The organism is Amycolatopsis cynarae (assembly GCF_026802195.1).
Taxonomy (GTDB): domain Bacteria; phylum Actinomycetota; class Actinomycetes; order Mycobacteriales; family Pseudonocardiaceae; genus Amycolatopsis_E; species Amycolatopsis_E rhizosphaerae.
Window position 1 is genome coordinate 1994437 of sequence record NZ_CP113836.1, and the last position, 26183, is coordinate 2020619.

Genomic DNA, 26183 nt, shown 5'->3' on the forward strand with positions numbered 1-26183 from the left:
CGGCGCCCGGGGTCCGCGTCAGTTCTTGCGGGCCACCCCGGCCCAGACCACCGAATCTTCCGGGCTGTCGAAGTCGATCACCGGAGAATCCGCTGTGGACTCCTCCGGATGCCACAGCGGCGTCCACGTGGTGCCGGGCGGGACCATTTCCAGATCGCCGAACAGGAGGTCGATCTCCGCCCGCGGGCGCCAGCGCACCGGCGTGCTGGACTGCTCGTACATCCGGGCGAAGTTGGCCATGTCGAGGGCGCGCTGTCCGGGCACTCCGTCCGAGGAGCCGTGCGAGATGGCCAGGTAGGAGCCGGGGGTGAGCAGCGTGCGGTACCGGGCGAGGATGTCCGGGGTCTGGTCCACGCCGTCGGCGTCGAGTTGCTGCACGTGCAGCACCGCGATCATCAGCAGGGCCACCGGCTCGCTGAAGTCGATCACGCCGGTCTCCGCGATCCTCTCCCACAGGCCCTCCGGGTCGCGGAGGTCACCGTTGATCGCGGCATGCCGCGCTGGGTCGCCGTCCCGCTCCAGAAGCACCTGCGAGTGCGCGACCGCGACCGGTTCGTTGTCCACGTAGACCACGGCCGACTCCGGGTTCACCCGGTCCGCGACCACGTGCGTCGGGCCCATGGTGGGGATACCGGAGCCGAGGTCGACGAACTGCCGGATGCCGCTTTTCGCCAGGTAGCGCACCACCCGGTGCAGGAACTGCCGGTTGGCCTTGGCGGCGGGCCGCACGAAGGGGAAGGCGGCCAGCGCCTTGGCGCCGAACTCGCGGTCGATCGCCCAGTTCGAGGTGCCACCGAGGTAGTAGTCGTAGACGCGGGCGACGCTCGGGTGTTCGAGGTCGACGTCCCGGGGGAGGTACGGGTCACGGCGTGAGTCAGTGGTTTCGGAATCGGCCACAACGCGTCCTTCGGTCGGTAGCACGGTGTGCGGACATGGTAACCGGCAGGCCCGCCGCCGCCCTCCGGGTGATCAACTTTTACGGCGCGCGCGGGCTTTCGAGCCCAGGTGTGGGCGGGAGCGGCCGGCGGCGGACGGCGCGCCGTTCAAGGGCGTCGGAGACCATGGTCCGCAGGTCGCGGGAGAGCGCGGCGAGCACGGTGCGGCGGCCGGCGGCCGGGCGGGCCAGCGCGGCCGCGGCGAGCGCGAGGCCCCGGTGCGGGGTCGCGACCTCACCCGGGCGGCGGGAACGGGAGTACACGTCGAGCATCAGGGTGGTCAGCCCGTCCCGCTGCCGCGCGGACCGGTACAGCTCGATCTCCAGCGGCGTCATCGCCTCGCCGCGGGCCAGGCCGTTGGTCCACTGGTAGACCTCGAGGCAGTCGGCCTCCCGGCGGCGTTCCCAGTCCAGCAGTGCCGCGTCCAGCCGGTCGGTGTGCAGCACCGGTGCGGCCGCCTCACCGAGCAGCCGGCCGTACCGCAGGGCATCGCGGATGCCCTGCGCGGTCACGGGGTCCTTGAAGTGCCCCGCGTCGCCCGGCAGGGCCCAGCCGGGACCGGACGACCGGCGGAAGTAGGACTCGATCCCGGTGGCCGAACGGATACCGCCGACCAGTTCGCCGCCGCGCAGCCGTTCGGCGAGGCCGGGAATCGCGTTGATCGTGCGGAGGTACTCCGCCTCGGTGTCCGGCCGGAAGTCCGCGGCGCGGTCCTGGGGTGGTTGCAGCAGGCACAGCACGAGCCCGCCATCGCACGGGAACGCGGTGCCCAGTTCGGCGCCCGTGCGCCACTGCGCGGCGATCTCGCGCCATTCAGGTCGCGGATCGGTCCAGTACCCGAAGAAGCATGCCCGGCCGCTGGGCTCGCGCCGGTACGGCCGTTGCGCGCCGACGAGCCTCGCCACCGTGCTGCGCCTGCCGTCCGCGCCCACCACGAGCGGTGCGTGCAGTTCCTCTTCCGTACCGTCGCGGCCGGTGAACCGGACCCCGGCGACGCGCCCCGAGCGCACCACCAGCCCGGTGACCCGGCAGCCCTCCCGCACCTGCGCCCCGGCCTCCCTCGCGGTTCGGACCAGCGCGGCGTCCAGCCCGGTGCGGCGCACGCACATCGCGTACCCGACGCCGTCCACAGTGGAATAGCGGCCGCGAAGGGTGATGCCCTCGCCGACCGCCATCCCGATCGGCAGCCGCGGCGCGCCAAGGGCTTCCACCCGGTCCAGCGCGCCGAGGGCCCGTAACTCGGCGAGCCCGCCCGGCCACAGCAGATGGGTCGACAGGGTGTCCGACGGGAACCGCGAGCGGTCCAGCACCACGACGCGCTTCCCGGCGCGGGCCAGCGCGATCGCCGTCGCCGAACCGGCCGGGCGCGCGCCGACCACCAGTGCGTCCACGGCGTCCCTCTCGTTCGTCATCCCGGCAGGTCGAAGAGGTTGGGCTGCCCGGCCGCGTACCGAGCCGCGTCGATCCGTTTGAGCGGTTCGAGCTCCGGCGGCTGGTACAGGGTCTGGACCGGTACCCGGCCGCCCGTGGCACCGGCGGCGTCGAGCAGGGCGTTCACCGCCTGCCTGCCGGATTCGTTGGCGCCTTCCATGGTGGCCAGGTTGATGTCGGTGCGCACGTAGTCACCCGCCAGGAAGAGGTTGGGGATCGATGTCGCCGATTCCGGCCGGTACCGGTAGCTGCCCACCGTGTTGACGAACAGCGGCGTGTCGTTGGTCAGCCCGCCGCCGCTTTCCCGGATGGCCGGGTCCAGGAAGGACGAATGCCGGATGCCGTCGGGCAGGACGGATCGCCCCGTGTCGTTCAGGGCGTCGCACACCTGCGCCCAGCATTCCGCCAGCACCTCCTCGATGGTGCACTCGCGGGCCGGTTTCCCGTAGAGGATTCCTGGAGTGTCCCAATCGGACACGTCCAGCGACAGGATGTCCCGCGCGGCGCCGTCGCCGTACTGCGCGGGGATGTCCCGGTCCCACAGGGTGCTGTCCAGCACCGAGGTGATCTCCCACGGTGAGTCCAGGAACAACTGGGTGCCCGCCTTGATCGGCGGTGTCTCCCGCAGGGGGAACTGCACCCCGTTCATCCAGTCGGTGTGCAGTTCGTTCATCCCGGCCAGTTCGGGGGCCTGCCCCAGGATCGCCGGTGACCACAGCTGCCTGGCCCGTTCCACCGGGACCGCGCAGACGAACCAGTCCGCCGCGACCTGTGCGGGTGTTCCGGTGGGATCGGTGACCACGGCCGAGGAGATCCGCCCGCCGGACAGTTCCAGCGACCGCACGGTCTGCCCGACCGCGAAGCGCACGCCCAGGTCGGCCAGGCAGCGCACCCACGGGTCGATCCACGCCTCGGTGGTGGGGCCGTTGAGCATCCTGGCCGGGGACTGTCCGTTCGTGCCCAGGCCGAGGAAGGCCAGGATGAACGCCTCGCCCATCGCGCCGACCGTGCGGGTGTTCGCCACCTTTTCCTTGAGCGCGACCAGTCCTCGTGTCATGAACCGCACCAGCGCGACCTGGTACTCCTTCGAGCGTCCGGCGGCGCGCATGAAATCCCAGAACGCCACGTTCTCCCACTGGTTCTCGCGGCGCTCGCGGCTACTGGTCATGAACACCAGCAGCCGGTCGGCGAACAAGGCCACCTCCTGGGGAGGCAGGGAGACGACCTCCTGCACGAGGCCGATGATGGTGTCGCGCAGCGAATCCGGATCCAGTGGCCGGGTGGCCGGGTTGGTCGGCAGGGCGAGCTCGATATCCGACCTTCCGCCGCTGCGCGAAATCAGCGCGCCGTTGAGCGACACCAGGTTGTCCGAGACCGATTTTCCTTTGCCGGGCAGGGGGATTCGCGACATGGTGTCCGGGACGTTGTGGTAGAACCCGGGGAAGAACCGGAAGCCGTGCTCGCCGGGAAGGTCGGCCCGCCCCATGGTCCCGGTACCGGGCATCGGGATGGTCCGGGCCTTCCCGCCCAGCGCGGTGCTCTCGTACACCGTGACCTCGAAGCCGCGCTCGATCAGTTCGTGCGCCGCGGTCAGCCCGGCCATGCCGCCGCCGAGCACCGCCACCCGCAGTCCGCCGCTCGCCGCTCGCGCCGGGGTGCTTCCAAGCGCGACGGCGACACCGGCCATGGTCGTGCCGCGCAGCACCGTCCGTCTGCTGAACTTCCTGGGGTTCACTGCCCACCCCCGAGGCGGGACGGCAGCGTGCGGATGTGTTCCACGAGCCCGATCGAGCCGGGGCCGGTCCGCCCGACCGACTCGGGCAGCGCCAGCAGGCCGGAGTCCAAGACGAACGGATCGGTCACGTGGAAGGTGTAGTCCAGCCCGGGATACGGTTCCGGCTCCCAGCCGGTCGGCGTGCCCTTCTTGGCGTCCGTGCAGGAAGCGTTTTCCGCAGCGGGATAGGAGTAGGCCCCGGACACCCGCCAGTCGGACAGCCGGAGGGTCGCCATGCAGCCGATCACCGCGTCCGGCGTGGCGTGCGCGACCACGCCCTGCCACACGCCGTCGCCCTTGACCACGCCGCCGAGGAGGCTGGCACTGCCGTCGGGCTCGTGCGAGACGGCCCATTCCCACCCGGAGTAGCGCTGGTCGACGACGTTGAAACTGCCCCAGTTGTGGTCGTGGTAGCCGCGCCAGCCCGCGAGATCGGTGCTCTGCCCGTCGGGGGTGCGCAGATGTCCGGTGGGATGGCTGGTGGCGACCGGCGAGGTCCAGTACATCTCCTGGCCGCCGTCGTACCGGATCGGTCCGCCGGTCAGCCCGGTGACCGGCTGGTCCAGCCAGGCGTCGACGTCGAAACCGTTGGCGTGGAACACGAAATGGTAGGCGCCGCGCACCGGGTCGTACCCGATGCCGCCCGCGCTGTTGCCCGCGGACGGGGTCGCGGTGCTCGCCGTGGTCGGCGTCGCCGCCACCGGGAGCACCTCCTTCGGGCCGTTTTCCGGGTAGTAGAACATCGCGGTGATCGGGGCGGGGCTGGTGAAGAACAGCGCGATGAAGGTTCGCCCGGTCCGCGGGTCCATCAGGTGCACGTACCACCATTCGGTCGCCGACCCGGGGTGGGCGACGTCGTCGGCGGGCTGGGCGAGGTGGCCGGGGACCTGGGTCAGGTCCGAGCCGGTGATGTCGGTGGGCGGGGGAACGAGGTCCTGCGCACCGGCCGGCGGCAGGAAGAACAGGCTCAGGGCAGCGGCCGCGATCATTGCCACCACACCGTTGTGACGCAATTTCATCTGACCCTCCAGTGTTCATGGACAGAGTGTCGACACTGTGTCCACGAGTCAAGGGGTCCAGTTGTAGCATTCGGGTCATGCCGTCCGTGACCAGAGCGTCCCGCAACCGCCCGAAGCGCGAGGAGATCGTGCGCAGGCTTGTCGAGGCGGTGGAGAACGAACTCGGCCAGGGCACGCCGTACACGGAGATCTCGGTGTTGCGGATCGCCGAGCAGGCACAGATCGCGCGGTCGACGTTCTACCTGCACTTCCCGGACAAGAGCAGGCTGCTGATCGCGGTCGCCGACCAGGCCGTCCAGGGGCTGTTCGACGCCGCGGCCCGCTGGTGGAGCGCCGACCACGGGGACGGCCCCGCGGGCGTGGAACGCGCGATGCGCGAAATGCTCACCCACTACCGCGCACATCCGAGGGTGCTGCGCGCGCTGGCCGAGCTTTCCTATTACGACGAGGAGGTCGCGGCCTACTGGCTGGACAAGGTGGCAGGGTTCGTCGAGGTCGAACAGCGGCGGCTGGAAGACGAACAGCGCGCCGGGCGGGTGAGCGCGGACCTCGACCCGAAGAACACCGCGCGCCTGCTGGCGGGCATGGTGGAACGCGCCATTTCCCTGCACTGCCACATCGCCGGGCCGGACGAGGACCCGGCCATGGCCAGGGCGCTGGCCCGGTCCATCTGGCTGACCGTCTACGGGTGAGCGGGGTTTCCTCCGGCCTTGCTCATCCGGGGCGTTGGTGGAGTGCCGCTTCCGCGGTGGCGAGGCCGGTTCGCTCGGCCAGATCCACCAGCGCGACCCCGTGCGCCGGGTTGAGCCAGGCTCGTCGCACGGCTTTCCTCCGCCACCGCGACAAGCGCCACTGGTGCTCGACGTAGCCGGGCGGTCGCGTCTCGGCGGCGAAAGGGTTCAACGGCCCATCCACGTCCACCAGTAGCAACGGTTTCACGCCTCCACGTTACCTGAAAGAACCCAGCGGCGAACGCCGTTCGAAATGCCACTATCGTGCGGTGCTGTTGGCGACGTGTCGTCGATAGGCTTGTGATGTGACCGAAAACTGGGGGTTTTCCGGGCCCGATCCGGAACTGTACGACCGCATCGCCGATCTCGACCGGGATGAGGTGTTGTCGCTGATCGCGGCGGCTGAGGCGTGTTCGAATGCGTGTCAGGCGGTGAAGCTGGCCGCGGTGGCGGCGTTGGGGGATGCGGAATCGGTGGCGAAGGAAGTCGGCCTCGAATTGCATTACGGTGCGCGTCAGGCGGAGGGTCAGGTGTCGCTGGCCCGGGATTTGGTGCGGCGTCTGCCTTCGACGTTCGAGGCGATGCGGCGGCGTGCGCTGGATCCGTATCGGGCGTCGAAGGTGGCCGATCAAACCTCGGTCTTGACCGACGACCAGGCACGAGAGGTGGATGCGCGGGTGGCGGGGAAGATCGCTACCCGGGATGCGACGTCGGTGCGGCGCCTGGTGAACAGGACCGTCGCCCGGGTTGATCCGGATGGATACGCGCGGCGGTGCGAGGAGCGGAAGCGGTCCCGTAATGTTCAGCTGTGTCACGAGGATGAGGGCATGGCGACCCTGTATGCGTATCTTCCGGCCGAGATCGCCGCCACCATCTATGCGCGGGTGGATCGGGTGGCGCGACAACTGCGGAGCCGGGGGGAGGAGCGCACTCTGGATGAGTTGCGGGCGGATGTGTTCTCCGATCTGTGCCTTGGTGTCGCGCGGCCGGTGGAGCCGCCGCGGGCGGAGGTGTTCGTGTATCTGGATTTCCTGACCTGGGCCGGGCTGCGCAGCGAACCTGCCGAACTGGCCGGACACGGCCCGATCCCCGCTCAATTGGCACGGGAGATCGCTCAGAATGCCACGATCCGGCGGGTCGTCACCGACCCGATGACCGGCACCCCGATCGACGTCGGGCGCCACCGCTACCGACCACCCGCCGCCACCAAGGAGTTGGTCCAGGTGCGAGACCGGGAATGCCGCATACCCGGCTGCCACAGACCAGTTCAGGCCTGCGATCTCGACCACGTCGAACCCTGGGCCCAGGGCGGCGGCACCGACCACGGCAACCTTTGCGGCCTGTGCCGCCGCGACCACCGGCTCAAGGACGAACCCGGCTGGCACCACCGGATGACCGACACCGGAGTCCTGGAGATCACCACCCCGGCCGGTCGCACCTACCGAGGCGAACCCGAACCCCTGATCACCGCCGCCTGAACGACAAGAGGTCCACCGGTCATGGTTGTACGTAGCGGGTTGCGATCGCCTGGAACTGCTTACGCCGGTTGAAGCCCCGCTCGACCTGGTTACGTTCGCTGGTACCGCTCGGCCTCAAACGACGGGTGCCACCCGCCATCTGATCCCTTATGAAGCCGGTTCGCGACCTGATCCCGCCGCTGCGGAACCACCGCCTTGATCTTGCGGCACCGCAAAGCGGGCCGGTTCACGCTGCTGCCATAGGCTTTGCCATTGCAGTGGCTGTTTGTGGTCGATGCCGTATAGGGTCTGATCGTGGCCTCTCGAATTTCGGAACTGGTGATCCCTTCCCTGGATCCGCGACGGCTGGCCGCGTTCTGGTGCGAGGTACTGGACTTCACCGTGCTCGAGTTGCGGATGCACTTCGACGTCAACGCCACCGACCGCGATCAGGACGCCGAACTGGAACGCCTCCTGAAGGTCGGGGCGCGTCGGGTCGATATCGGCCAGACCGGCGAGGAGAGCTGGCACTGCCTCGCCGACCCCGAAGGCAATGAATTCTGCCTTCTGAGAACTCGCCTGAGCTGAGCATCGGCCGGTGGTCACTTCGCGACGCGTCAAGCCGAGCCGCAACAACGAAATTCACCCCAGTATTTCCGCCTCGGCTCGGGCTGAAATGACACAATGCACTGTATGGCATTGCCGACGCTGATCGTCGTGAGCGGGCCCCCCGGGGCGGGCAAGACAACCCTGGCGCACCGGATCGCCCGGGAAATGGGCTGCCCGGCGATCATCCGCGACGAAATCAAGCAGGGCATGACCCATGCCGCCGCGGGACACGAACCCGGCGGAAGCGACTCGCTCAACATCCCCACGCTGAAGGCATTCTTCGACACCCTGGCGCTGCTCCTGCGGGCGGGAGTCACCCTTGTCGCCGAAGCCGCTTTCCAGCACCACGTCTGGCAACCCAATCTGGCACCGCTGGCCGAACTCGCCCGCATCCGCATCATCCGCTGCACCGTCGAAGCCGCGACCGCCCACGGCCGCATCGCCCATCGCGCGGCCCACGATCCCCGCCGGGCCGCCCACGCCGATCACGAACTCCTGAAGGCGATCGACTCGGGCGGACACCGCCTCGACGACTTCGAGTGGATCCGCATGGACCTGCCCGAACTGACCGTCGACACCACCCACGGCTACGACCCGAGCCTGCCCGAGATCGTCGCCTTCGGGCAGTATCGCTAAAGCGGCCAGGGCCTCCGCGTAGAAGGTCGAAGGACCGGCCGCGAGCGGGGCTTACCAGGTCTTGCCCGCCTGCTCCCGCACGGTGTGGTTGATGCGGTTGAAGAAGTTGGTCATCGCGATTTCCAGGATGATCGCGGACAGCTGGTTCTCGTCGAAGTGAGCGGCGGCCGCGGCCCAGATCTCGTCGGTCACGCCCGGTGCGCCGTCCTGGATACGGGTGGCGGCTTCGGTCAGCGCGAGTGCCGCCCGCTCCGCCTCGGTGAAGAAGGGAGTTTCGCGCCACGCGACCACGTTGTGCAGCCGCTGGTCGGTCTCGCCCCGCTTCTTGGCCGACTCGATCCCGGCGAACACGCACGGCGCGCACCCGTTGATCTGGCTGGCCCGCAGGTGGACCAGTTCGAGCAGGAGCGGGTCGGCGCCCCCGGCGTGAATGGCCTTGTTGAGGTGCTTGATCGCCGTGAACACGTCGGAATTCGCCGGGCTCTTCATGCGGGCTTCCATCGGTCTAGCTCCTTCGTCGGTTACCGGGCCCGTCCGGGCCCGTCACACCCCTGACGGAGCGGGGCCGGGAAAGGTAACAACCACCGCGGTCACAGCAGGACGTAGTTCAGTTCCTCGCAGATCCGGGCGAGTGGGACGTCCAGGCCGGGGTGGTCCAGTGGCAGCAGCACGTCCGGCTCCACCGGCAGTGCGGAACCGGCCGGCGGGTCCCACAGGCACAACGCGGGCCCCCCGCCGTCCATGGACGACCGGTACCACAGGCCGTCCAGTTCCTTGAACGCGCCGCGGATCGCCCGCGCCCACGCCTGCGTGATCTTCTTGGGGCCGCTGGAGATCTCCTGGGAGGCGCCGACCCTGGTGGGCCACAGCCCGGACAGATCCAGCAGTCGCAGGGTGCGGGTGGGGCGCACCACGACCAGCCGCGGACCCCGGGTCCTGCGGTCCACAATGGAGGTCGTCTGGTAGACCTCGGCGATGCTCGTGCGCACGGTCAGTCCGAAGTAGAGCACTCCGTTGCGCGGGTCGTGCGCCGCGGTGCCGTCGCGGCCGGGGCGCTGCGGGTCGAACCGGCCGTGCGGCAGGGGTCCGGTGTAGCGAAAGGAGTTCCAGTGCTGGGGATGGTTGCCGTGCGCGGTGAAGATCCGGACCAGCCGGGTCCCCGGGTGCACCGCGACGATGTCCTCCGGGTGCAGTTCGTGCGCCAGGGCGGCACGCGCAGGCGGCAGCGGAAGCCGTGCCATCTCGGGTGAGGATCCGCCCGCTAGAACGCGGTGCCGAGGGTGGTCGCGAGGTCGGCGACCGGGTCGGGGTCGCCGCCCGCGAGCAGCCATTGGCGCGGGGTCGCCGGCTTGCCGTGGATCACCAGGTCGTCCTGCGGGGTGGCCATGAACGCGGCCACCACCAGCGGGGGCTGGTCCTCCGGCACGGCGGAGAGGACGACCTCCAGTCCGGGCAGCACGTTGCTGCCCGCGAACTGCCAGGCGGGCAGGCGCCAGCCGCCCTGGTCCTTCCAGCCGGTGAGGCGGCCGGCGGCGAGCTTGTGCCGGATCCGGCTCGGGTCGACGTTGAGCAGCCGCGCGGCGTCGGTGACGGTGAGCGCCGATTCGGCCAGCACCGCCTGCACGGCCACCGTCCTGGCCCGGTGGTCGGGCTCGTCGTCACGGCACTCGGACAGGTCCAGCCCGACGTCGGTCAGCGCGGCCCGCTGATCCGGGGAGAAGAAGTGCGACGGGTCCGGGTGGGGCGGTGAGAGCCTGCGTGCGGCGTCTTCGACGAGGGTGAGGAACTCCTTAGCGTCTACGCGGAGCCCCACCCTGGCGAGGACACTTTCCAGCGCAACCGTCATACGCACACGGTAGCGCAGATGTGCGGGTTCGTGCGCTGTGGCGCGCGAATTCACCAGATCCGCACACTCACCGCACGTGATCCAACACGATCCGTAGGCGGACGCCACCGAGTGTGGCAGGTAGGGGCACCTCTGTCCAGGGCGGAACCACCCGGAGGGCCCGCTTGACAGGTGTCGGCGGTCACTCTAGCGTCGCTGGGTAATCGATTTCTCCCCGTCGGCGTGGGGGTCTCCGGATGGACAGCGACGTCGCTCCGCTGGTCGAGATGATCGGCATCAGCAAGTCCTTCGGTGGCGCGCGGGCGGTGGCCGACGTGGACTTCTCGGTGCGGGCGGGCGAGGTGCACGCGCTGCTCGGCGAGAACGGCGCCGGGAAGTCGACGCTGATGAAGGTGCTGTCCGGCCAGGTGGCCGCCGACCGGGGAACGATCCGCCTCGGCGGCGAGTCCGCACGGCTGGCCGGGCCCGCCGACGCCCGCCGCGCGGGCATCGCGATGATCCATCAGGAACTGGACCTGGTCCCGGCGCTGACGGTCGCGGAGAACGTCTTCCTCGGCCGCGAGCCCCGCACCCGCTGGGGCACCGTGGACCGGCGGCGGATGCTGCGGGAGACCCGGCGGCTGCTGGCGCGCACAGGGGTGTCCTTCGAACCGCGCCTTCCGGTGGAGGCGCTGCGCACGGGGGAACAGCAACTGGTCACCATCGTCAAGGCGCTCTCGCTCGACGCCCGCGTGCTGATCATGGACGAGCCCACCTCGGCGCTTTCGGCGTCGGAGGTCGAGCGGCTGTTCGAGGTCATCGGCGAACTGCGCCGCGGCGGCGCCGGGATCGTCTACATCTCGCACCGCATGGAGGAGATCGGCCGCATCGCCGACCGGGCCACGGTGCTGCGCAACGGTTCCGTGGTCGCCGAGTTCGCGGCCCGGTCGATGACCGCGGCCCAGGCCTCGGAGGCGATGGTCGGCCGCCCGGTGCAACTGATGTTCCGCGCCCGGGACAAGGCCGGGGCGGGTGCGGCCGGGGAGTTGCTGCGTCTGGAGGACTTCGCGGTGCTCCCCAGACGGGCCCGGCCGGGGCGGCGCGACCCGGCCGGGGTCGGCCTGCGCGTCGCGAAGGGCGAGATCGTGGGGCTCGCCGGGCTGCTCGGTTCGGGCCGTACGGAACTGCTGGAGACGCTCTACGGGGTCGGCACACCCGGGCCGTGGCGGGGCCGTGTGCTGCTGCGGGGCGAGCCGGTCCGCCCGCGCGGGCCGCGCCACGCGCTCCGGCTCGGGATCGCGTTCGTGCCCGAGGACCGGCGGATCGCCGGGCTGGTCCTCGAACACTCGGTACTCGCCAACACGGTCCTGTCCGTTGTGGACAGGATTGCGCGGCTGGGGACGGTGTCCCGGCGAAAGGAACGTGGGGCGGCACGGGCTTCGACGACCAGGCTGGGGGTGAAGCTCGCGTCGCTCCACGCACCCGTGGGGTCGCTGTCCGGCGGCAACCAGCAGAAGGTGGTGCTCGGGCGCGGCCTGCTGACCGAACCGGATCTGCTGCTGCTGGACGAGCCCACCCGGGGCGTGGACGTCGGCGCCAAGGCGGAGATCTACCGCCTGCTCGGCGAGATCGCCGCCCGCGGCACCGGCGTGCTGCTCGCCTCGTCCGAGCCCGCCGAACTGGTCGGCGTGTGCGACCGGGTGGTGGTGCTGCACGAGGGACGCACCGTGCGCGAGGTGGACACCGCGGCCGTGTCCGAGGCCGACCTGCTGGCGGCCGCGATGGGAGAGGGCACCGTGGAGGACCTCGTGGTGGGAGGGGCCGGATGACCGCCGGAGTGGCCGGGCGCGAGGAGGAAGAGGCGCCGCGGCGGCGACGGCGACGGCAGGATCTGCTGAACCTGCTGTTCCGGTTCCAGAGCCTGTTCGGGCTGGTGCTGGTGTTCGCCGCGGCGGTGCTCTACTCGCCGAGCAAGAACGGGCACCTGCTGTTCACCGACTCCGGCAACCTGTTCAACGTGGTCCGGTCGATCTCGGAGATCGGCATCCTCGCGGTCGGGATGACCCTGGTCATCCTCATCGGCGGGATCGACCTGTCGGTCGGCTCGGTCCTCGGGCTCGCCAGTGTCGGCTCGGCCGTGCTGCTGGTCGAGAAGGGCTTCGGCGTCGTCCCCGCGGTGCTCGCCGTACTGGCCATCGGGCTGGGGTTCGGGCTGCTGCAGGGCGTGGCCATCGCACGGTTCGGCATCCAGGCGTTCATCGTCACGCTCGCCGGGATGCAGATCGCGCGCGGACTGGCCCGCATCTGGTCGGGCGGGCAGGGCATCACCATCACCTACGGCGACGGCCCAGGCCAGGCACCCGTGGTGTTCTCACTGCTCGGGGAGCGGACCTTCGACGGGCTGGTGCCGATCCCGGCGCTGATCTTCATCGTCGTCGCAGCGCTGGCGGTGCTGCTGCTGCGGGTCAGCGCCTTCTCCCGGCACGTCTACGCCATCGGCGGCAACGAAAAGGCCGCCCGGCTGTCCGGGGTGCCGGTGACCCGGGTGAAGATCGCGGTGTTCGGCCTCTGCGGCCTGCTCGCCGCGCTGGCGGGCGTCGTGCACGCCGGGCAGCTCAACTTCGGCGGCCCCAACGACGGCGCGATGTACGAACTCGACGCGATCGCCGCGGTGGTGATCGGCGGGACGAGCCTGAGCGGCGGCCGCGGCTCGGTCGTCGGCACCGTCGCGGGCGCACTGCTGGTCGGCGTGTTGCGCAACATCCTCGCGCTCAACAATGTCGACTCGAACGTCCAACTGCTGATCATCGGCCTGGTGATCGTGCTCGCCGCCGGCCTGCAGCGGCTCAGGCCGGCTTCGGTCACCTGACGTCACCTGAACGTCACCCGAACACGGAAGGGGATTCGTCATGACGGGGAGGGCACGGCGAACGGCGGCGGTGCTGGCGGCCGGCGCGCTGGTGGTCGCCGGTTGCGGAACGACGCACGACAACGCCTCCGGCGGGCCTGCCGCGCGGCAGGGAAGCGCGAAATGCGGCCCGAACGGCAAGTACACCATCGGGATGAGCCAGGCCAACGTCGCCGAGCCGTACCGGCAGCGGATGGACGACGACATCCGTGCCGCCGCCGCGTCCGTGCCGCAGTTCACCGTGAACTTCGCCGACGCGGCGCAGGACAACGCCAAGCAGGTCGAGCAGGTGGACACGTTCCTGACCCAGCAGATCGATCTGCTCATCATCAGCCCGAACGAGGCCACCCCGCTGACCGCGCCGGTGAAACGGGCCTACGACAAGGGAATCCCGGTGCTCGTGCTGGACCGCAAGGTCGACGGCGACGCCTACACCGAGTTCATCGGCGCGGACAACGTCGACATCGGGCGCCAGGCCGGGCAGTACTTCGCGAACGTGCTGCTGCCGCACGGCGGGAAGATCGCCGAGATCCGCGGGCTCGCGGGCTCGACCCCGGCCAAGGAACGCGGCGACGGGTTCGCGCAGGGCATCCAGGGCCACGGCATCGACATCGTGGCCACCCAGGACGGCGACTGGCTGCGCGACAAGGGACAGCAGCAGGCCGACGCGATCCTCAAGGCGCACCCGGACATCCAGGCGATCTACTCGCAGAACGATCCGATGGGCGAGGGGGCGCGGATCGCGGCGCAGAACGCGGGCCGTCCGGACCTGCCGATCACCGGGATCGACGGGCTGCCCATCGAGTCCGGCGGGATCAAGGCCGTCGAAGCGGGCAGGCTCTCGGCGACCTTCGTCTACCCCACCGGCGGCAAGGAGGCGATCGAGGCCGCCAAGCAGATCCTCCTCGACTGCAAGCAGGTGCCCAAGATCCAGACCCTGCCCACCCGGCTGGTCACCAAGGAGAACGCGGCCCAGGTCTACGCGACCCTCAACGGTCGCTGACCGGGCGGGGACGCCGCAGGGTGAAGGTGATGGGGGACGGCCGGGCACCGCGGGTGTCACAGCCCGGCTGCCCCTTCGCCGAGAGCGGACAGGCGCCGCAGCCGCCGCTGGTGCACCCGCTCGCCAGCTCGGCCGCCGAAACCCGGCCCATCCGCACCAGGTGGTCGAGCGCGGCCTCCACCACGTCGCGGGACAGGTCCGTCACCCGCACCACGGCTTCCACCGAGGGCGCCCCACCCTCCATCGCCGTCAGCACGGCGCGCAGGGGCCCGGCCGGGCCGGCGGGAGGCCGCGCGTTCACAGGAACAACCTCCCCAGCTGGAACACCAGCACCGCCAGTGACCAGGCCACGGTGAGCTGCACCGCGACCCCGAACGCCGTCCAGTTCAGCCCGATCTCGCGGCGCTGTGCGGCCAGCGTGGCCACGCAGGGCGTGTAGGCCAGCAGGAAGATCAGGAACGCCCAGGCCGCGGCCAGCGGATGGCCGTGCGAGGAGCGGGCGAAGTCGGCCCGGAGCTGGTTGCCCAGCTGCCCCGGTTCCCGGCTGTTCGCGGGTTCGCTCGTCGCGTAGGTCTGGGCCCACGAGGAGATCACCGCCTCCTTCGCCACGAAACCGACCATCAGCGCGCTGGCGGTCTGCCACTGGCCGAACCCGGCGGGTTCGAAGACGGGGGCGATCGCCTGCGCGGTCGCGCCGTAGACGCTGTCGGCCGGGGGCACCTGGCCGAAACCGGAGTCGCCGCGCACCGGGATCGCCTGCAGCAGCCACACCAGGGACACGACGGCCACGATGATGCCCGCGGCGGTGCGCAGGAAACCCTTGAGCCGCACCCAGGTGACCAGCCCGACGAGCCGGGCGGTGGGGCGCTGGTAGGGCGGAAGGTCGATCATCAGCGGTTCGCTGCCCATGGTCCGCCACAGCGTCGAACGCAGGGCCAGCCCGACCAGCACGACGAGCACGATCGAAGCGAGGTACAGGGCGAACACCACGGCACCGGCATAGTGCGGGAAGAACGTGGTGGCGACCAGGACGTACACGGTCAGGCGCGCACTGCACGAGGTGAACGGGACCAGGAGCGCGGTCAGCACCCGGTGCCGGGCGTTCGGCAGGGCACGGGTGGCGCTGATCGCGGGCACATTGCAGCCGAAGCCGACGACCAGCGGCAGGAAGGCCCGGCCGGGCAAGCCGATCCGGCGCATCAGGCGGTCGGTGACGACGGCCGCCCTCGCCATGTAGCCGGAATCCTCGAGCACGGCGAGCAGCACGAACATCAGCGCCATCAGCGGCACGAACGTCAGCAGCATGCCGACACCGGCGACCAGGCCGTCGAGGACGAACCCGGACACCCAGCCGCCGCCGAGGCCCAGCGCGTTCAGCAGGGCGGAGACCGCGCCGGTCACCGGTCCGGAAAAGAACCTGCCGAGGGCGTCCTGCAGCGGTGCCGCGACGGTTGTGGTGATCTCGAAGACGGCGAACATCGCCAGCAGGAACAGCAGCGGGCCGGTGACCGGGGCGGTGACCCAGCGGTCGATCCGGTCCGTCCAGGTGCGTCGCACCACCGGGTCCCGGGTGACCGAACGGGAGACGGCCTCGCTGATCCACGCGAACCGCTCGTCGGCCAGGGCCAGTTCGTCCGGTTCGCCGTCGCCGGAAGCGCGCACCTCGCGTGGTGCGGGCACCGGGGCCGCGAGCGCCTCGCCGACCGCTTCGGCGAGGGCCGTGAGACCGTTTTGCCGCCGGGGATCGAGCGGCACCACCGGGGCGCCGAGCTCGCGGCCCAGCGCTGCGGGGTCGATCCGCAGGCCCCGGCGCTCCGCGACGTCGGCCATGGTCAGCGCCACGACCAGCCGGTACGGGTGTTCCCGTAACTGCGCGAGAAGGTAGAGGCTCCGCGAGAGGTGCGCGGCGTCCACGGTGACCACCACCACCTCGGGGCGTTCCGCCGGGGGCACCGTGACGAGCAGGTCCCGGGTGAGCTCCTCGTCGGGGGAGGCCGGGTCGAGGCTGTAGGCGCCGGGCAGGTCGATCAGGCTGACGGGGCTTGCCCCGGTTTCCCTGGTGGTCCCAGCCCCGCCGAGACTCCAGGCGCCGCGCCCGATCTCGACCGAGGTGCCGGGCCAGTTCCCCATCCAGCGGCGGGCCCCGGTCAGCGCGTTGAACAGGGTGGACTTCCCCGCGTTCGGGGCTCCGGCGAGGGCCACCACCGGCGCGCCGGGGACGGCCGGGCCGCCCGCCGCGTCGGAATGGCACGAGGGCGCGGCCGTCTTCACCGGCCGGTTCACGCCGGACCCACCGGGAGTGAACGAGCGGGCAGCGCCCGCAGCGTCGAGCGGTCGAGCGCGATGCGGGCGTCCTGAACGGCGATCACCCGGCCCCCGCCCGCCGTGCGGTGCAGCACCAGGACCTCGGTGCCCGCCCGGAGCCCGAGTTCGGCCAGGCGCCGCACGCGGGCGCGGTCGAGCTGGGGTGTCTCGATGACCGCCCGGCTGCCCACCGGCAGCGCGGCCAGGGTGCTCGCGTCGGCGTCCATACACTGCAGGGTATGCCTCATAGGCTTGCCTAACCAAAGCCCATGGGCCGGATCACACGGACGCGCGGCGGCTGCTGCCCCGTTCGACGAGACGAGCGGCCAGCGTCCGGGCCTCCGGCGGCCGTGCCGGGTCGGCGATGCGGGCGAGCAGCAGGCGGGCGGCCTCGGCGCCGATCTCGTAGGCCGGCTGCGCCATGACGGTCAGCGGCGGGTCGATCAGGCTCGCCCACGGCACGTCGTCGAAGGCCACCACCCCGACATCGCGCCCCAGCCGCAGCTTCGCCGCGGCCAGTTCCTCCAGGACCCCGATCGCCATGGCGCTGTTGGCCACCAGGAGCGCGTCCGGTGGGTGCGGCGCGTCCAGCAGTTTCCTGGCCGCCGCGCGGCCACCGGCCGCCCGGTACGCCGCGCGCCGTTCGAGGCGGGGGGACAGCCCGGCCGCCGAAAGGGCGTCCCGGTACCCGGCAAGCCGGTCGTCCGCCGTCCGAATCCCCGAAGGCCCGGTGACGCAGCCGATGCGCCGGTATCCCGCCGCGATCAGGTGCTCTGTCGCCTCACGGGCGGCGAGCCGGGTGTCCACCAGCACCTGGTCGGTGCCGCGGCCGGCGAGCGGCCGGTCCACCGCGACCACCGGCGTCCCGCGCTGCCGCAGGCGTTCGATGCTGGAGGGCAGGCCGGTGGGGGAGAGGATCACCCCGGCGGCCCGCTCCTGCAGCGCCACGTCGATGTAGCGGCGCTCCTTGTCCGCGTTCTCGTCGGAGTTGCACAGCACCACCGAGTACCCGGCGGTCTGCGCGACGTCCTCGACCCCCCGGGCGATCGACGTGAAGAACGGGTTCTCCACGTCCGAGATGATCAGTGCCAGCACCGCGGTCTCCTGGCGGCGCAGGTTCCGTGCCAGCGCGTTCGGGTGGTAACCGAGCTCCTCGGCGGCGATGCGCACGCGGCTCACCAGTACCGGGTCCACGGACGATTTCCCGTTGAGCGCACGGGACACCGTCGCCGTGGAGACGCCGGCCTTCCTGGCGACGTCGCTGATGGTCGGCACGCCGAAAACTCCTTCCACGCCAGCGGTATTGACACCGCCCGGGTGCCAGAATAGCGTCACGGGTAATCGATTACCCGCACGCTCGCCGGGGAGGCGCGGTGGCCCGCATCGGTGTGATCAGCATTTCCGACGGACGCGATCACGTACACGCGCGAAACGCCGAGTTCATTCGCGGTAAGCAGCGCGAGCTGGTGCGATCGCTGACCGAAGCCGGGCACGAGGTGGTCGAGGGCGGCGAAGCGGTGGCCACGAACAGCCTCGCCGTCTCGGTGGCCCGCGAGGTCGCCGCCGCGGGCGTCGACGTCACGGTCTTTTCCTACGCGGTGTGGAGCTTCCCGCACTTCACCATGCTCGCCGCCGACGCCACCCGCGGCCCGCTGATCCTGCTGGCCAGCACCGATCCGACCGAACCCGGCCTGGTCGGCATGCTCGCCGCGGGCGGGGCGCTCGACCAGATCGGGCGCGCGCACACGCGCCTGTGGGGTGCCCCGGACGATCCGGCGCTCGCCGCCGAGATCGGTTCGCACGCACGGGCCGCGGCCGCGGTCGCCTCCTTGCGCGGCTCCACCTTCGGCCGCTTCGGCGGCCGTCCCATGGGCATGAACACCGCGGTCGCCAACACCGACCAGTGGATGCGCCAGTTCGGTGTGGACGTCGAGGAGATCGACCAGTACGAACTGGTCCTGCGCGCGGAAAAGGCCGATCCGGGCGAGACCGCGAAGGCCCGCGCGTGGATCGAGGCCCACGCCGCCGGCGTGCACTACGACGGCGACAAGCTCACCCCCGAACTGCTCGACCGGCAGATCCGCTCCTACCAGGCGATCCGGGACATCATCGCCGAACGCCACCTCGACTTCTCCGGCATCAAGGGGCAGCCCGAGCTGACCGAGCACTACGCCACGATGGACGTCACCGAGGCCTTCCTCAACGACCCTTACGACTGGAACGGGCCCAAGGACGTGCACATCACCGCCACCGAGGCGGATATGGACGGCGCGCTGACCATGCAGCTGTTCCACAAGATCTCCGGCACCCCCGTGCTGTTCGCCGACGTGCGCCACTACCACGCCGACCGGGACATCTGGGATCTGTGCAACTCCGGCCAGCACGCCACGTGGTTCGCCGCCCGCAGCGACGATCCGGCACAGAACCTGGCGAAGGTGAACTTCTATCCCGAGGTGTTCTTCTTCCCCGCGGGCGGGGCCTCGGTCCACCACGTCGCGGCGCCGGGGCAGATGACGCTCGGCCGCCTCACCCGCAAGGACGGCCGGTACCGGCTCCAGCTCATGCTCGGCGAGTTCGAAAGCTACGACGACGAGACCAACGAGGCACTGATGCGCCAGTCCACCCCGGAATGGCCGCACGCTTTCGCCCGGCTCGACGTGCCCGGCGAGGTGTTCCTGGCGAACTTCGGCGCCAACCACATCCATGCCATCCCGGGTGATCACCGGGCCGAACTGCGGGCGGCGGCGAAGCTGCTCGACGTCGAGCTGAACGAGTGGACCCGTGCCGTCTGACGGGCTGCTGCTGGGCATCGACATCGGCACCTCCAGTTCGAAGGGGGTGCTGGTCACGCCGCGCGGGGAGATCGTGGCCCGCGCCTGGCGGGCGCACGAGACCTCCCACCCGCATCCGGGCTGGGTCGAGCACGATGCGGAAACCGTGTGGTGGCAGGACTTCCTCGCCCTGTCCCGGGAGCTCACCGCGGCCGCCGGCGGGCGGGCACTCGCGGGACTGGCGGTCAGCGGGATCGGCCCGGTGCTGCTGCCCGCCGATGCCGCGGGGCGCCCGCTGCGCCCGGCGATCCTCTACGGCGTCGACACCCGCGCCCACGCCGAAATCGCCGAACTCACGGCGGAACTCGGCGATCGGTCCATTGTGGAACGTGCGGGTACGGCGCTGTCCTCGCAGGCGGTCGGCCCGAAATGGCGCTGGCTCGCGCGGCACGAGCCCGAGGTGTACCGGCGCAGCAGCCTGTTCCTGATGGCGAGCTCGTACCTGGTGCACCGGCTCACCGGCGAGTACGTGCTCGACCACCATTCCGCCAGCCAGTGCGATCCCATGTACGACCTCCGGGCCGGTGACTGGGCGCAGGACTGGGCGAGCCTGGTGGCCCCCGGGATCGAACTGCCCCGGCTGCTCTGGCCGACCGAGGTGGCCGGCACCGTCAGCGCCGCGGCCGCGGCGGAAACCGGCCTGCCGCGGGGACTCCCCGTCACCGCCGGGACGGTCGACGCCTGGGCGGAGGCGGCCAGCGTCGGGGTGACCGAACCGGGCGAGACCATGGTGATGTACGGCACCACCATGTTCCTGATCCAGGTCCTGGCCGATCCGCGCCCGCATGCCGGGCTGTGGACCACCCGGGGCGCCTTCCCCGGCACCTACTCGCTCGCCGCGGGCATGGCCACCTCGGGCGCCATCACCGACTGGCTGCGCGGTCTCGTCGGCGGTGATTTCGCCGGCCTGCTCGCGCGGGCCGCCGAGGTGCCGCCGGGCAGCCGCGGTCTGCTGCTGCTGCCGTACTTCGCCGGGGAGCGCACCCCGCTGTTCGACCCGGACGCCCGCGGGATCCTCGCCGGACTGACCACCGGGCACGGCCTGGGGGAGCTGTACCGGGCGGTCCTCGAGGGGATCGCCTACGGCGTGCGGCACAACCTCGAGGCCATGCACGCCTCCGGCGGCAAGGCGCGGCGGCTGGTCGCCGTGGGCGGGGGCACCCAGGGCGGGCTGTGGACCCAGATCGTCTCCGACGTCACGGGTGCCGAGCAGGACGTGCCCGCCGAGACCATCGGCGCGGCCTTCGGGGACGCGCTGCTGGCGGCCGTGGCCACCGGTGCCGCACCGGAGATCGCCGAGTGGAACCCGGTGGTGCGCACGGTCCGGCCGCAAGCCGGCCACAACGAGGTCTACCAACGGTTCTACCGCCATTACCGTGAGCTGTACCCGGCGACGGCGGAGCTGGCGCATTTCCTGGCGGCCGAGCAGAAGGCGGCCGACGGCCCGGCGAGCTGAAGAAGAAGCGAGGAGGCCTTGGATGCGCTCTGCCCTGGCGGCCGGGTTCGGGGAACCGGTGGGCCAGGGCTGGGTACAACTGGCGGAGCTGGTGCTGGCCCTGGTGCTGTGCTCGCTCATCGGGCTCGAACGGGAGCTGAAGCAGAAGAGCGCCGGATTGCGGACCCACACGCTGGTCGGGGTCGGGGCGGCACTGTTCCTCTTGGTGAGCAAGTACGGGTTCAGCGATGTGCTGGCCGAGGGGCGCATCGTGCTCGACCCCTCCCGGATGGCCGCGCAGATCGTGTCGGGGATCGGTTTCATCGGCGGCGGCCTGATCTTCGTCCGCCGCGACGTGGTGCGCGGCCTGACCACCGCGGCGGTCGTCTGGATGAGCGTGGCGGTCGGCTGTGCCTGCGCGGCGGGGCTCCCGCTGCTCGCGATCTTCGTGACGGCCGCGCACTTCCTCGTCGTCTACGGCTACCCGCCCCTGATCCGGGTCCTGACCCGCACCCGGCCCGTCACCGCGACCGTCCGGGTCACCTATCAGGACGGGCGTGGGGTGCTCCGAAGCGTGCTCGAACACGCCACCCACGCGGGTTACTCGGTCGAGCACGTGGTCACCGAACGCCGGCAGTCCGAGCCCGCGGACGAGGACGACTTCCCGCGACCGCCCTGGGGCGGCGGGCGGCTGATCGATCTGCGAATGCGGCTGCTCGGGCCCCGTTCGGTGAACGCGCTGCTCACCGCGCTGGCCGAGCACTCGGGCGTGGTGGCGGTGGAGACCGGGGAAATCGACGACACGAGCGAATAACCGGCGCGGCCTCCATACGGGTGAAATGCGTCTCTTTCACCGTTGTGGGGTAACGGTTGGTGCTCTTCTGCCGAATACCCGTTGACGCGCTCGCTGGAAGCGCGGTGAGGCGAGAGAAGACCCCTGCCATGGGTGTGGTTCCCGCGGTGGATTCCAGGAACGGGCGAGGGCCCGATTCGGGCACGACGGTGCTGATTGCCGCGCTCGGCGTGGTACTGGCCGTCGGCCTGGTCACGCTGCTGGTCGCCGGGCAGCGTTCGGCCGGTGGTCCCGCCCCGTCACCGTCGGGAATGACCGGGGCGCCGGTGGTGGCCGCGCCCGTGGCCCAGATGGTGGCCCACACCGTCACCTACGAACTCGACGGCGGGCAGACCGCCCTCGACATCACCTACGTCGCCCAGGGTTCCGCCATCGCGCAGGTCGCCAAGGCCGCCACTCCCTGGACCATGATCGTCGAGCGGCACGATCCCGCGGGAGGTGCCCTCTACGTCAGCGTCTCGGCGCGGAACAGCGGTTCCGGACCGCTGCACTGCCGGGTGCGGGTGGACGGGAGCACGGTCGCCGAAGGAACCGTCGCGGAGCCGGGCGGCATGGTGCGCTGCTCGAAATCCCTGAGCTGAGCCCGGCCGTCGCGCCCCGGCACTGGCACGATCGAAGCCGTGACGGGTGGCTCGGTGGTGATCTCTCCGATGCTGGCGGTCGTGCTGGCCGCCCTGGTGGTGCTCGGTGCCGTCGTGTTCCGCGGCGGTGGTCTCGGGCCGGGCCGGGCGGTGGTCGTCGCCGCGCTGCGGGCCGTGGTGCAGCTCGCGGCGGTGTCGGTGGTGCTCACCGCGGTCCTGCGCTCGGGCTGGTGGACCGGCCTGTTCGTGCTGCTCATGTTCGTGGTCGCGGCCGTCACCTCGGCCCGGCGGGTCGGCGTGCCCCGGCGCGTCGCCCCGATCGCGGCGGCGATCGGCGGCGGGGCCGCCCCGGTGCTCGCGCTGGTGCTCGGCTCCGGGGTGCTGCCGCCGAAGCCGATCGCGGTGGTGCCCGTTTCGGGCATCGTGATCGGCGGCGCGATGACCGCGACCTCGCAGGCCGCGCGGCGCGCCCTCGACGAGTTGAAGACCCGGCACGGCGAGTACGAGGCGGCACTGGCGCTGGGCTTCCTCCCGCGGGCCGCCGCATTGGAGATCTGCCTCCCCACCGCGGGGCAGGCGCTGATCCCGGCACTGGATCAGACCCGCACGGTGGGCCTGGTGACCCTGCCCGGGGCCTACGTCGGCGTGCTGCTCGGCGGGGCGAGCCCGGTGCAGGCGGGGGTGACCCAGATCCTGGTGCTGATCGCGCTGCTGGCGGCCGAGGCGATCGCGGTGCTGCTCGTCGTGCAGTTCGTCGCGGCAGGACTGGTGAGAAGGCACTAGGTTGGCGGCCATGACTGTTGCCGAGCTCGTGACCGATGGCTTCGACCGGATCCGGCAGGTGGTGCACGGGGCGGTCCGCGGCCTGACCGAGGACCAACTGGCCCGGCGCCTCGACGAGGAGGCCAATTCGATCGCCTGGCTCGTCTGGCACCTCACCCGTGTCCAGGACGACCACCTCGCCGACCTCGAGGGCGCCGAACAGGTCTGGACCAGCCAGGGCTGGCACGAGCGGTTCGGGCTGACGCTCGATCCCGCCGACACCGGCTACGGCCACAGCGCCGCGCAGGTGGCCTCGGTGCGGGTCTCCGGGGACCTGCTGACCGGTTATCACGACGCGGTGCACGCCCAGACCGTCGCCTGGCTGTCGGGCCTGGAGGAATCGCAACTCGATCGGATCGTGGACGAGAACTGGGACCCGCCGGTGTCACTGGGGGTGCGGTTGGTGAGCGTGCTCTCCGATGACCTGCAGCACGCCGGGCAGGCCGCCTTCGTCCGCGGCATCCTGCTCCGCGGCTAGTCCTGAAAGCGCTCTCGCACCTCCGCCGGTGAGCACGCGATCGCGTCGTCGTCGGGTTCGGCCGCGGTGACCCGCGGAAGGTGGACGACGGCGTCGAAGGCTTCCAATGGGTTCAGTTCCGTCGAGAACGTGCCGTAACGCTGCGTCGAGACGGCCCTGACCGTGGCGGTGTCGGTCGGCGACAGCCGCCGGAGGTCGACCGCGAACGGGCCCCCATGGCTGGCGGCCATGAGCGCGTCGAGGCTGCCGGGTTCGGGTGGCTCCAGTTCGGTGAACAGGGTGCCGGTGTAGAAGTCCGCTCCGGTGTTGAGGGTCTGGCCGCGGCCGTTGGTGGTGGCGATGACGCGGTAGTCCTCGCCGAGCCGGTCGGCCAGGTGCAGCCCCATCGTCGAGGCCGGGGACATGCCGGGAAAGCGGGCGGGCCAGCGCTGGATGTGGCCGTTGTGCGCGGCGAGCACGATGCGGTCCTCCCGCCGCAGGATCCATTCCACGGTGTCGGCGATCGCGGCATCGCGGTTGTAGAAGGCGCTTTCCCGCTCGCCGCGGGCCATCGCGCGGACGTTCACGTCGATGGTGACGGCGAGGCGCAGGGAACGCAGCGCGCGCTCGTAGGCCACGGCTCCGGTTCGCCGCCGGTAGTCCAGGCACCGCCCCTCCAGCCGTGCGGTGAGCTCGGACAGCCCTGCCGTCAGGGCGTCCCGCTTCGCGGGTTCGAGCCCGCCGTAGGCGGCGACAGCCTGCGCGAAGGAGAATGCCGACGGCACCGCGAACGCGGCGGCGGTCTTCCGGATGTCCGGGTCGACGGTGAACTCGGGATCCGCCTCGGCGAGGTAGTCGAGAGCGGCGTCCAGCCCGGGCAACAGCGAAAGGTTCGAGCCCGACAGGTCGATTCCGTGGAAACCCACCGGCCGTGCGGCCGTGCGGTTGTGCTGCCGCATCCACTCCAGGAGGGCCCGCATCGGTGTCCACAACCCCATCAGCGACGTCATGCCGTGGGCCAGGACCTCGCCGATCCGGTCTTCGCCGCCCCGGACCCAACGGTCGGTGCGGTGTCCTTCGGTGAATCCGGTCTCCATCGCGTAGGCACCGAAGCCGTGTCGCTCCACGAGGTGGCGCAGCAGGCGATGGCGCAGTTGGTAGGACTCGTGGTTGTAGTGCGCGCTCTCGCCGATCGCGACCACCCTCGCGTCCCCGATCACCTCGTCCAGCCAGTCCAGATCGTCCAGCGGTCCGCCGGGATCCAGGGTGCGCAGTGGCCGCACCGCCGCGCTGCTGAGGACGGATGTCGCCGTGTTCGTTGTCATGACCGGCCCTTCCTTCAATGTTCCCAACATTGGGAATGGTACCGGATATGAGATCATTGTGGGGTGGATACGCTAGAACTGCTCCTGCATCCGGTGCGCCTGCGCCTGGTTTATGCCCTGTCCGGCGGGCGCGTCCGCACCACCGCCGAGTTGTGCGCGAGCCTGCCCGACGTGCCCAAGACCACCGTGTACCGGCACGTCGGCCTCCTGGCCGAGGGTGGGGTGCTGGAGGTCGCCGGCGAGCAACGGGTGCGCGGCGCGGTGGAGCGCCACTACCGGCTGCGCCGGGACCGGGTCACGGTCGATGCCGAGGCGGGCGCGTCGATGTCGCCGGATGACCATCGTCGCGGATTCGCCGCCGCGATGGCCGCGCTCCACGCGGAGTTCAACGCCTACCTCGACCGGCCGGGCGCCGACCCGTTCGCCGACCGGATCGGCTACCGGCAGGGCGTCTTCTGGCTCAGCGAGGACGAACTCACCGAGGTGATCGGCGAGCTTCGTGCCGTCTTCGCGTCACGGGCGGGCAACCGGCCCGCGCCGGGCCGTGCCCCGCGGCTCGTGAGCATGATCCAGTTCCCCACCGAGGCGGAGGGCTGAGCCAGTCAGGCTGCGGCGTCCGGGTAGCAGGGCGCACGGGGCGCCCGGCAGGGCCGCTCAATCCCTGGCAGACACCCATGGGGCCGGTAAACAGTGAAACCATGACACGCATGCCGTTGATCTCGCTCGACGACCACACCGTTCCCGTGACCGTCCAGAACCGGACCCACCTGTCTCCGGAGGACGCCTTCCGGATCATCGTCCCGATCGACCTCAGCCTCGTGTTCAAGGGCTGGGGTCTCTTCCCCGGTGTGCGGGGAGTGAAGAACCAGACCGGTGCCTGGGACGCGGCCGGCCAGTCCCGCAACCCGGACCTCACCGACGGCAGCACGGCCTTCGAACGACTCACGGAGTACACCGCCCCGCACTCGTTCGCCTACGAGATCACCGGCTTCACCAACGTCCTGCGGCGGCTGGTGTCCGGCGTCCGCGGCGAGTGGACCTTCACCCCGGATGCCGAGGGCACGCTCATCCGCTGGACCTATGAGTTCAAACCGCTTCCGCGCCGCCGGTGGATCCTGCACCGGATCGTCACACCGCTGTGGCGGCGCTACATGCGCCACGGCATCGACGACGCCAGGCGCGCGGCGGAGCGGATCGCCCTCGGGCGGTGACACTTACGCCGCAACGATTTCGGCGCCGAACGGGGG

The 26183-nt window shown here is 70.9% G+C and carries 28 protein-coding genes; 15 read left to right on the forward strand and 13 right to left on the reverse strand.

Translation table 11 applies throughout. The annotated features are described in order from the left end of the window. Positions 1-18: 18 nt before the first annotated feature. The 4 genes from ORV05_RS09445 to ORV05_RS09460 all read right to left on the reverse strand — a co-directional run bounded on the left by ORV05_RS09445 (position 19) and on the right by ORV05_RS09460 (position 5159). The gene (locus tag ORV05_RS09445) at positions 19-897 is read right to left on the reverse strand and encodes an SAM-dependent methyltransferase (protein WP_268758071.1); all 879 of its coding nucleotides are present in this window, start codon (positions 895-897) and stop codon (positions 19-21) included. Between the two features lie 79 nt (positions 898-976). After that, positions 977-2347 (reverse strand): NAD(P)/FAD-dependent oxidoreductase, encoded by a 1371-nt coding sequence (locus ORV05_RS09450; protein WP_268758072.1) that lies wholly within the window; start codon positions 2345-2347, stop codon positions 977-979. After that, entirely contained in the window at positions 2344-4101 is a 1758-nt protein-coding gene (locus ORV05_RS09455) for a hydroxysqualene dehydroxylase (protein WP_268758073.1), read from the reverse strand. Before ORV05_RS09455 ends, ORV05_RS09450 begins: the two co-directional genes overlap by 4 nt. After that, on the reverse strand, positions 4098-5159 hold the full coding sequence (locus ORV05_RS09460; protein ID WP_268758074.1) for a hypothetical protein: 1062 nt from the start codon (positions 5157-5159) through the stop codon (positions 4098-4100). Before ORV05_RS09460 ends, ORV05_RS09455 begins: the two co-directional genes overlap by 4 nt. A 77-nt stretch (positions 5160-5236) precedes the next feature. Here ORV05_RS09460 and ORV05_RS09465 point away from each other — a divergent pair, with 77 nt between their 5' ends. Then, positions 5237-5851 carry a TetR/AcrR family transcriptional regulator gene (locus ORV05_RS09465; RefSeq protein WP_268758075.1) on the forward strand — a complete coding sequence of 205 codons (615 nt, stop codon included), beginning with the start codon at positions 5237-5239 and terminating at the stop codon, positions 5849-5851. Positions 5852-5873: 22 nt separating this feature from the next. Here ORV05_RS09465 and ORV05_RS09470 read toward each other — a convergent pair whose 3' ends face one another. Next, complete coding sequence (locus tag ORV05_RS09470; protein WP_268758076.1) at positions 5874-6098, reverse strand: hypothetical protein; 225 nt, start codon at positions 6096-6098, stop codon at positions 5874-5876. Positions 6099-6270: 172 nt separating this feature from the next. Here ORV05_RS09470 and ORV05_RS09475 point away from each other — a divergent pair, with 172 nt between their 5' ends. The 3 genes from ORV05_RS09475 to ORV05_RS09485 all read left to right on the forward strand — a co-directional run bounded on the left by ORV05_RS09475 (position 6271) and on the right by ORV05_RS09485 (position 8592). After that, positions 6271-7368, forward strand: coding sequence for an HNH endonuclease (locus ORV05_RS09475; RefSeq protein WP_268758077.1), 1098 nt, complete (start codon positions 6271-6273; stop codon positions 7366-7368). A gap of 294 nt (positions 7369-7662) precedes the next feature. Continuing rightward, entirely contained in the window at positions 7663-7935 is a 273-nt protein-coding gene (locus tag ORV05_RS09480; protein ID WP_268758078.1) for a VOC family protein, read from the forward strand. Positions 7936-8040: 105 nt separating this feature from the next. Further along, positions 8041-8592 carry an AAA family ATPase gene (locus ORV05_RS09485; protein ID WP_268758079.1) on the forward strand — a complete coding sequence of 184 codons (552 nt, stop codon included), beginning with the start codon at positions 8041-8043 and terminating at the stop codon, positions 8590-8592. Positions 8593-8643: 51 nt separating this feature from the next. Here ORV05_RS09485 and ORV05_RS09490 read toward each other — a convergent pair whose 3' ends face one another. The 3 genes from ORV05_RS09490 to ORV05_RS09500 form a co-directional block, all read right to left on the reverse strand. Then, positions 8644-9093: a carboxymuconolactone decarboxylase family protein gene (locus tag ORV05_RS09490; RefSeq protein WP_268758080.1), complete on the reverse strand. Its 450-nt coding sequence runs from the start codon at positions 9091-9093 to the stop codon at positions 8644-8646. Between the two features lie 89 nt (positions 9094-9182). Further along, positions 9183-9833 (reverse strand): RES family NAD+ phosphorylase, encoded by a 651-nt coding sequence (locus ORV05_RS09495; RefSeq protein WP_268758081.1) that lies wholly within the window; start codon positions 9831-9833, stop codon positions 9183-9185. A 20-nt stretch (positions 9834-9853) separates the two neighbouring features. Beyond that, on the reverse strand, positions 9854-10438 hold the full coding sequence (locus ORV05_RS09500) for a helix-turn-helix domain-containing protein (protein ID WP_268758082.1): 585 nt from the start codon (positions 10436-10438) through the stop codon (positions 9854-9856). A gap of 236 nt (positions 10439-10674) precedes the next feature. Here ORV05_RS09500 and ORV05_RS09505 point away from each other — a divergent pair, with 236 nt between their 5' ends. Genes ORV05_RS09505 through ORV05_RS09515 form a run of 3 tightly spaced genes read left to right on the forward strand, consistent with a single transcriptional unit; the run spans position 10675 to position 14328 of the window. After that, positions 10675-12246 (forward strand): sugar ABC transporter ATP-binding protein, encoded by a 1572-nt coding sequence (locus ORV05_RS09505; protein WP_268758083.1) that lies wholly within the window; start codon positions 10675-10677, stop codon positions 12244-12246. Beyond that, positions 12243-13286 carry an ABC transporter permease gene (locus ORV05_RS09510; protein WP_268758084.1) on the forward strand — a complete coding sequence of 348 codons (1044 nt, stop codon included), beginning with the start codon at positions 12243-12245 and terminating at the stop codon, positions 13284-13286. The genes ORV05_RS09505 and ORV05_RS09510 overlap by 4 nt, the downstream gene beginning before the upstream one ends. Positions 13287-13326: 40 nt before the next feature. Beyond that, positions 13327-14328, forward strand: coding sequence for a substrate-binding domain-containing protein (locus ORV05_RS09515; protein WP_268758085.1), 1002 nt, complete (start codon positions 13327-13329; stop codon positions 14326-14328). On the opposite strand, the gene ORV05_RS09520 is transcribed toward ORV05_RS09515, so the two are convergent. From ORV05_RS09520 to ORV05_RS09535, 4 genes are read right to left on the reverse strand one after another with little or no spacing between them, the layout of a single operon-like run. After that, on the reverse strand, positions 14315-14629 hold the full coding sequence (locus tag ORV05_RS09520) for a FeoC-like transcriptional regulator (RefSeq protein ID WP_268758086.1): 315 nt from the start codon (positions 14627-14629) through the stop codon (positions 14315-14317). The two genes, ORV05_RS09515 and ORV05_RS09520, sit on opposite strands and share 14 nt — an antisense overlap. After that, a complete protein-coding gene (gene feoB, locus ORV05_RS09525; RefSeq protein ID WP_268758087.1) occupies positions 14626-16611 on the reverse strand; it encodes a ferrous iron transport protein B in 1986 nt (661 codons plus the stop codon). The genes ORV05_RS09520 and feoB overlap by 4 nt, the downstream gene beginning before the upstream one ends. After that, positions 16608-16859, reverse strand: a complete 252-nt coding sequence (locus tag ORV05_RS09530) for a FeoA family protein (RefSeq protein WP_268758088.1) — start codon at positions 16857-16859, stop codon at positions 16608-16610. The genes feoB and ORV05_RS09530 overlap by 4 nt, the downstream gene beginning before the upstream one ends. Positions 16860-16911: 52 nt before the next feature. After that, positions 16912-17907, reverse strand: coding sequence for a LacI family DNA-binding transcriptional regulator (locus tag ORV05_RS09535; RefSeq protein WP_268758089.1), 996 nt, complete (start codon positions 17905-17907; stop codon positions 16912-16914). 98 nt (positions 17908-18005) lie between these two features. On the opposite strand from ORV05_RS09535, the gene ORV05_RS09540 reads away from it, so the two are divergent. The 6 genes from ORV05_RS09540 (at position 18006) to ORV05_RS09565 (ending at position 23632) form a co-directional block, all read left to right on the forward strand. Beyond that, on the forward strand, positions 18006-19424 hold the full coding sequence (locus ORV05_RS09540; RefSeq protein ID WP_268758090.1) for an L-fucose/L-arabinose isomerase family protein: 1419 nt from the start codon (positions 18006-18008) through the stop codon (positions 19422-19424). Then, the gene (locus ORV05_RS09545) at positions 19414-20919 is read left to right on the forward strand and encodes an FGGY-family carbohydrate kinase (RefSeq protein WP_268758091.1); all 1506 of its coding nucleotides are present in this window, start codon (positions 19414-19416) and stop codon (positions 20917-20919) included. The genes ORV05_RS09540 and ORV05_RS09545 overlap by 11 nt, the downstream gene beginning before the upstream one ends. A 22-nt stretch (positions 20920-20941) precedes the next feature. Beyond that, positions 20942-21712, forward strand: a complete 771-nt coding sequence (locus ORV05_RS09550; protein WP_268758092.1) for an MgtC/SapB family protein — start codon at positions 20942-20944, stop codon at positions 21710-21712. Between the two features lie 146 nt (positions 21713-21858). After that, positions 21859-22332 carry an MmpS family transport accessory protein gene (locus tag ORV05_RS09555; RefSeq protein ID WP_268758093.1) on the forward strand — a complete coding sequence of 158 codons (474 nt, stop codon included), beginning with the start codon at positions 21859-21861 and terminating at the stop codon, positions 22330-22332. A 69-nt stretch (positions 22333-22401) separates the two neighbouring features. Continuing rightward, on the forward strand, positions 22402-23115 hold the full coding sequence (locus tag ORV05_RS09560; RefSeq protein ID WP_407652779.1) for an ABC transporter permease: 714 nt from the start codon (positions 22402-22404) through the stop codon (positions 23113-23115). Between the two features lie 10 nt (positions 23116-23125). Further along, entirely contained in the window at positions 23126-23632 is a 507-nt protein-coding gene (locus ORV05_RS09565; protein WP_268758095.1) for a mycothiol transferase, read from the forward strand. Here ORV05_RS09565 and ORV05_RS09570 read toward each other — a convergent pair. After that, the gene (locus tag ORV05_RS09570; RefSeq protein ID WP_268758096.1) at positions 23629-24936 is read right to left on the reverse strand and encodes an erythromycin esterase family protein; all 1308 of its coding nucleotides are present in this window, start codon (positions 24934-24936) and stop codon (positions 23629-23631) included. The genes ORV05_RS09565 and ORV05_RS09570 overlap by 4 nt on opposite strands. Positions 24937-24999: 63 nt before the next feature. Here ORV05_RS09570 and ORV05_RS09575 point away from each other — a divergent pair, with 63 nt between their 5' ends. Together ORV05_RS09575 and ORV05_RS09580 are read left to right on the forward strand one after the other, a co-directional pair. Next, positions 25000-25533, forward strand: a complete 534-nt coding sequence (locus tag ORV05_RS09575; protein WP_268758097.1) for a helix-turn-helix domain-containing protein — start codon at positions 25000-25002, stop codon at positions 25531-25533. Positions 25534-25634: 101 nt separating this feature from the next. Continuing rightward, complete coding sequence (locus ORV05_RS09580) at positions 25635-26147, forward strand: SRPBCC family protein (RefSeq protein WP_268758098.1); 513 nt, start codon at positions 25635-25637, stop codon at positions 26145-26147. Positions 26148-26183 lie beyond the last annotated feature (36 nt).

What these genes read in the sequence shown, in the direction of transcription:
- ORV05_RS09450 (WP_268758072.1), bottom strand. Translation starts at nt 2,347, where the DNA reads ATGACGAACGAGAGGGACGCCGTGGACGCACTGGTGGTCGGCGCGCGC.
- ORV05_RS09460 (WP_268758074.1), bottom strand. Translation starts at nt 5,159, where the DNA reads ATGAAATTGCGTCACAACGGTGTGGTGGCAATGATCGCGGCCGCTGCC.
- ORV05_RS09465 (WP_268758075.1), top strand. Translation starts at nt 5,237, where the DNA reads ATGCCGTCCGTGACCAGAGCGTCCCGCAACCGCCCGAAGCGCGAGGAG.
- ORV05_RS09485 (WP_268758079.1), top strand. Translation starts at nt 8,041, where the DNA reads ATGGCATTGCCGACGCTGATCGTCGTGAGCGGGCCCCCCGGGGCGGGC.
- ORV05_RS09490 (WP_268758080.1), bottom strand. Translation starts at nt 9,093, where the DNA reads ATGGAAGCCCGCATGAAGAGCCCGGCGAATTCCGACGTGTTCACGGCG.
- ORV05_RS09495 (WP_268758081.1), bottom strand. Translation starts at nt 9,833, where the DNA reads ATGGCACGGCTTCCGCTGCCGCCTGCGCGTGCCGCCCTGGCGCACGAA.
- ORV05_RS09500 (WP_268758082.1), bottom strand. Translation starts at nt 10,438, where the DNA reads ATGACGGTTGCGCTGGAAAGTGTCCTCGCCAGGGTGGGGCTCCGCGTA.
- ORV05_RS09505 (WP_268758083.1), top strand. Translation starts at nt 10,675, where the DNA reads ATGGACAGCGACGTCGCTCCGCTGGTCGAGATGATCGGCATCAGCAAG.
- ORV05_RS09510 (WP_268758084.1), top strand. Translation starts at nt 12,243, where the DNA reads ATGACCGCCGGAGTGGCCGGGCGCGAGGAGGAAGAGGCGCCGCGGCGG.
- ORV05_RS09515 (WP_268758085.1), top strand. Translation starts at nt 13,327, where the DNA reads ATGACGGGGAGGGCACGGCGAACGGCGGCGGTGCTGGCGGCCGGCGCG.
- ORV05_RS09530 (WP_268758088.1), bottom strand. Translation starts at nt 16,859, where the DNA reads ATGGACGCCGACGCGAGCACCCTGGCCGCGCTGCCGGTGGGCAGCCGG.
- ORV05_RS09550 (WP_268758092.1), top strand. Translation starts at nt 20,942, where the DNA reads ATGCGCTCTGCCCTGGCGGCCGGGTTCGGGGAACCGGTGGGCCAGGGC.
- ORV05_RS09560 (WP_407652779.1), top strand. Translation starts at nt 22,402, where the DNA reads ATGCTGGCGGTCGTGCTGGCCGCCCTGGTGGTGCTCGGTGCCGTCGTG.
- ORV05_RS09565 (WP_268758095.1), top strand. Translation starts at nt 23,126, where the DNA reads ATGACTGTTGCCGAGCTCGTGACCGATGGCTTCGACCGGATCCGGCAG.
- ORV05_RS09570 (WP_268758096.1), bottom strand. Translation starts at nt 24,936, where the DNA reads ATGACAACGAACACGGCGACATCCGTCCTCAGCAGCGCGGCGGTGCGG.
- ORV05_RS09580 (WP_268758098.1), top strand. Translation starts at nt 25,635, where the DNA reads ATGACACGCATGCCGTTGATCTCGCTCGACGACCACACCGTTCCCGTG.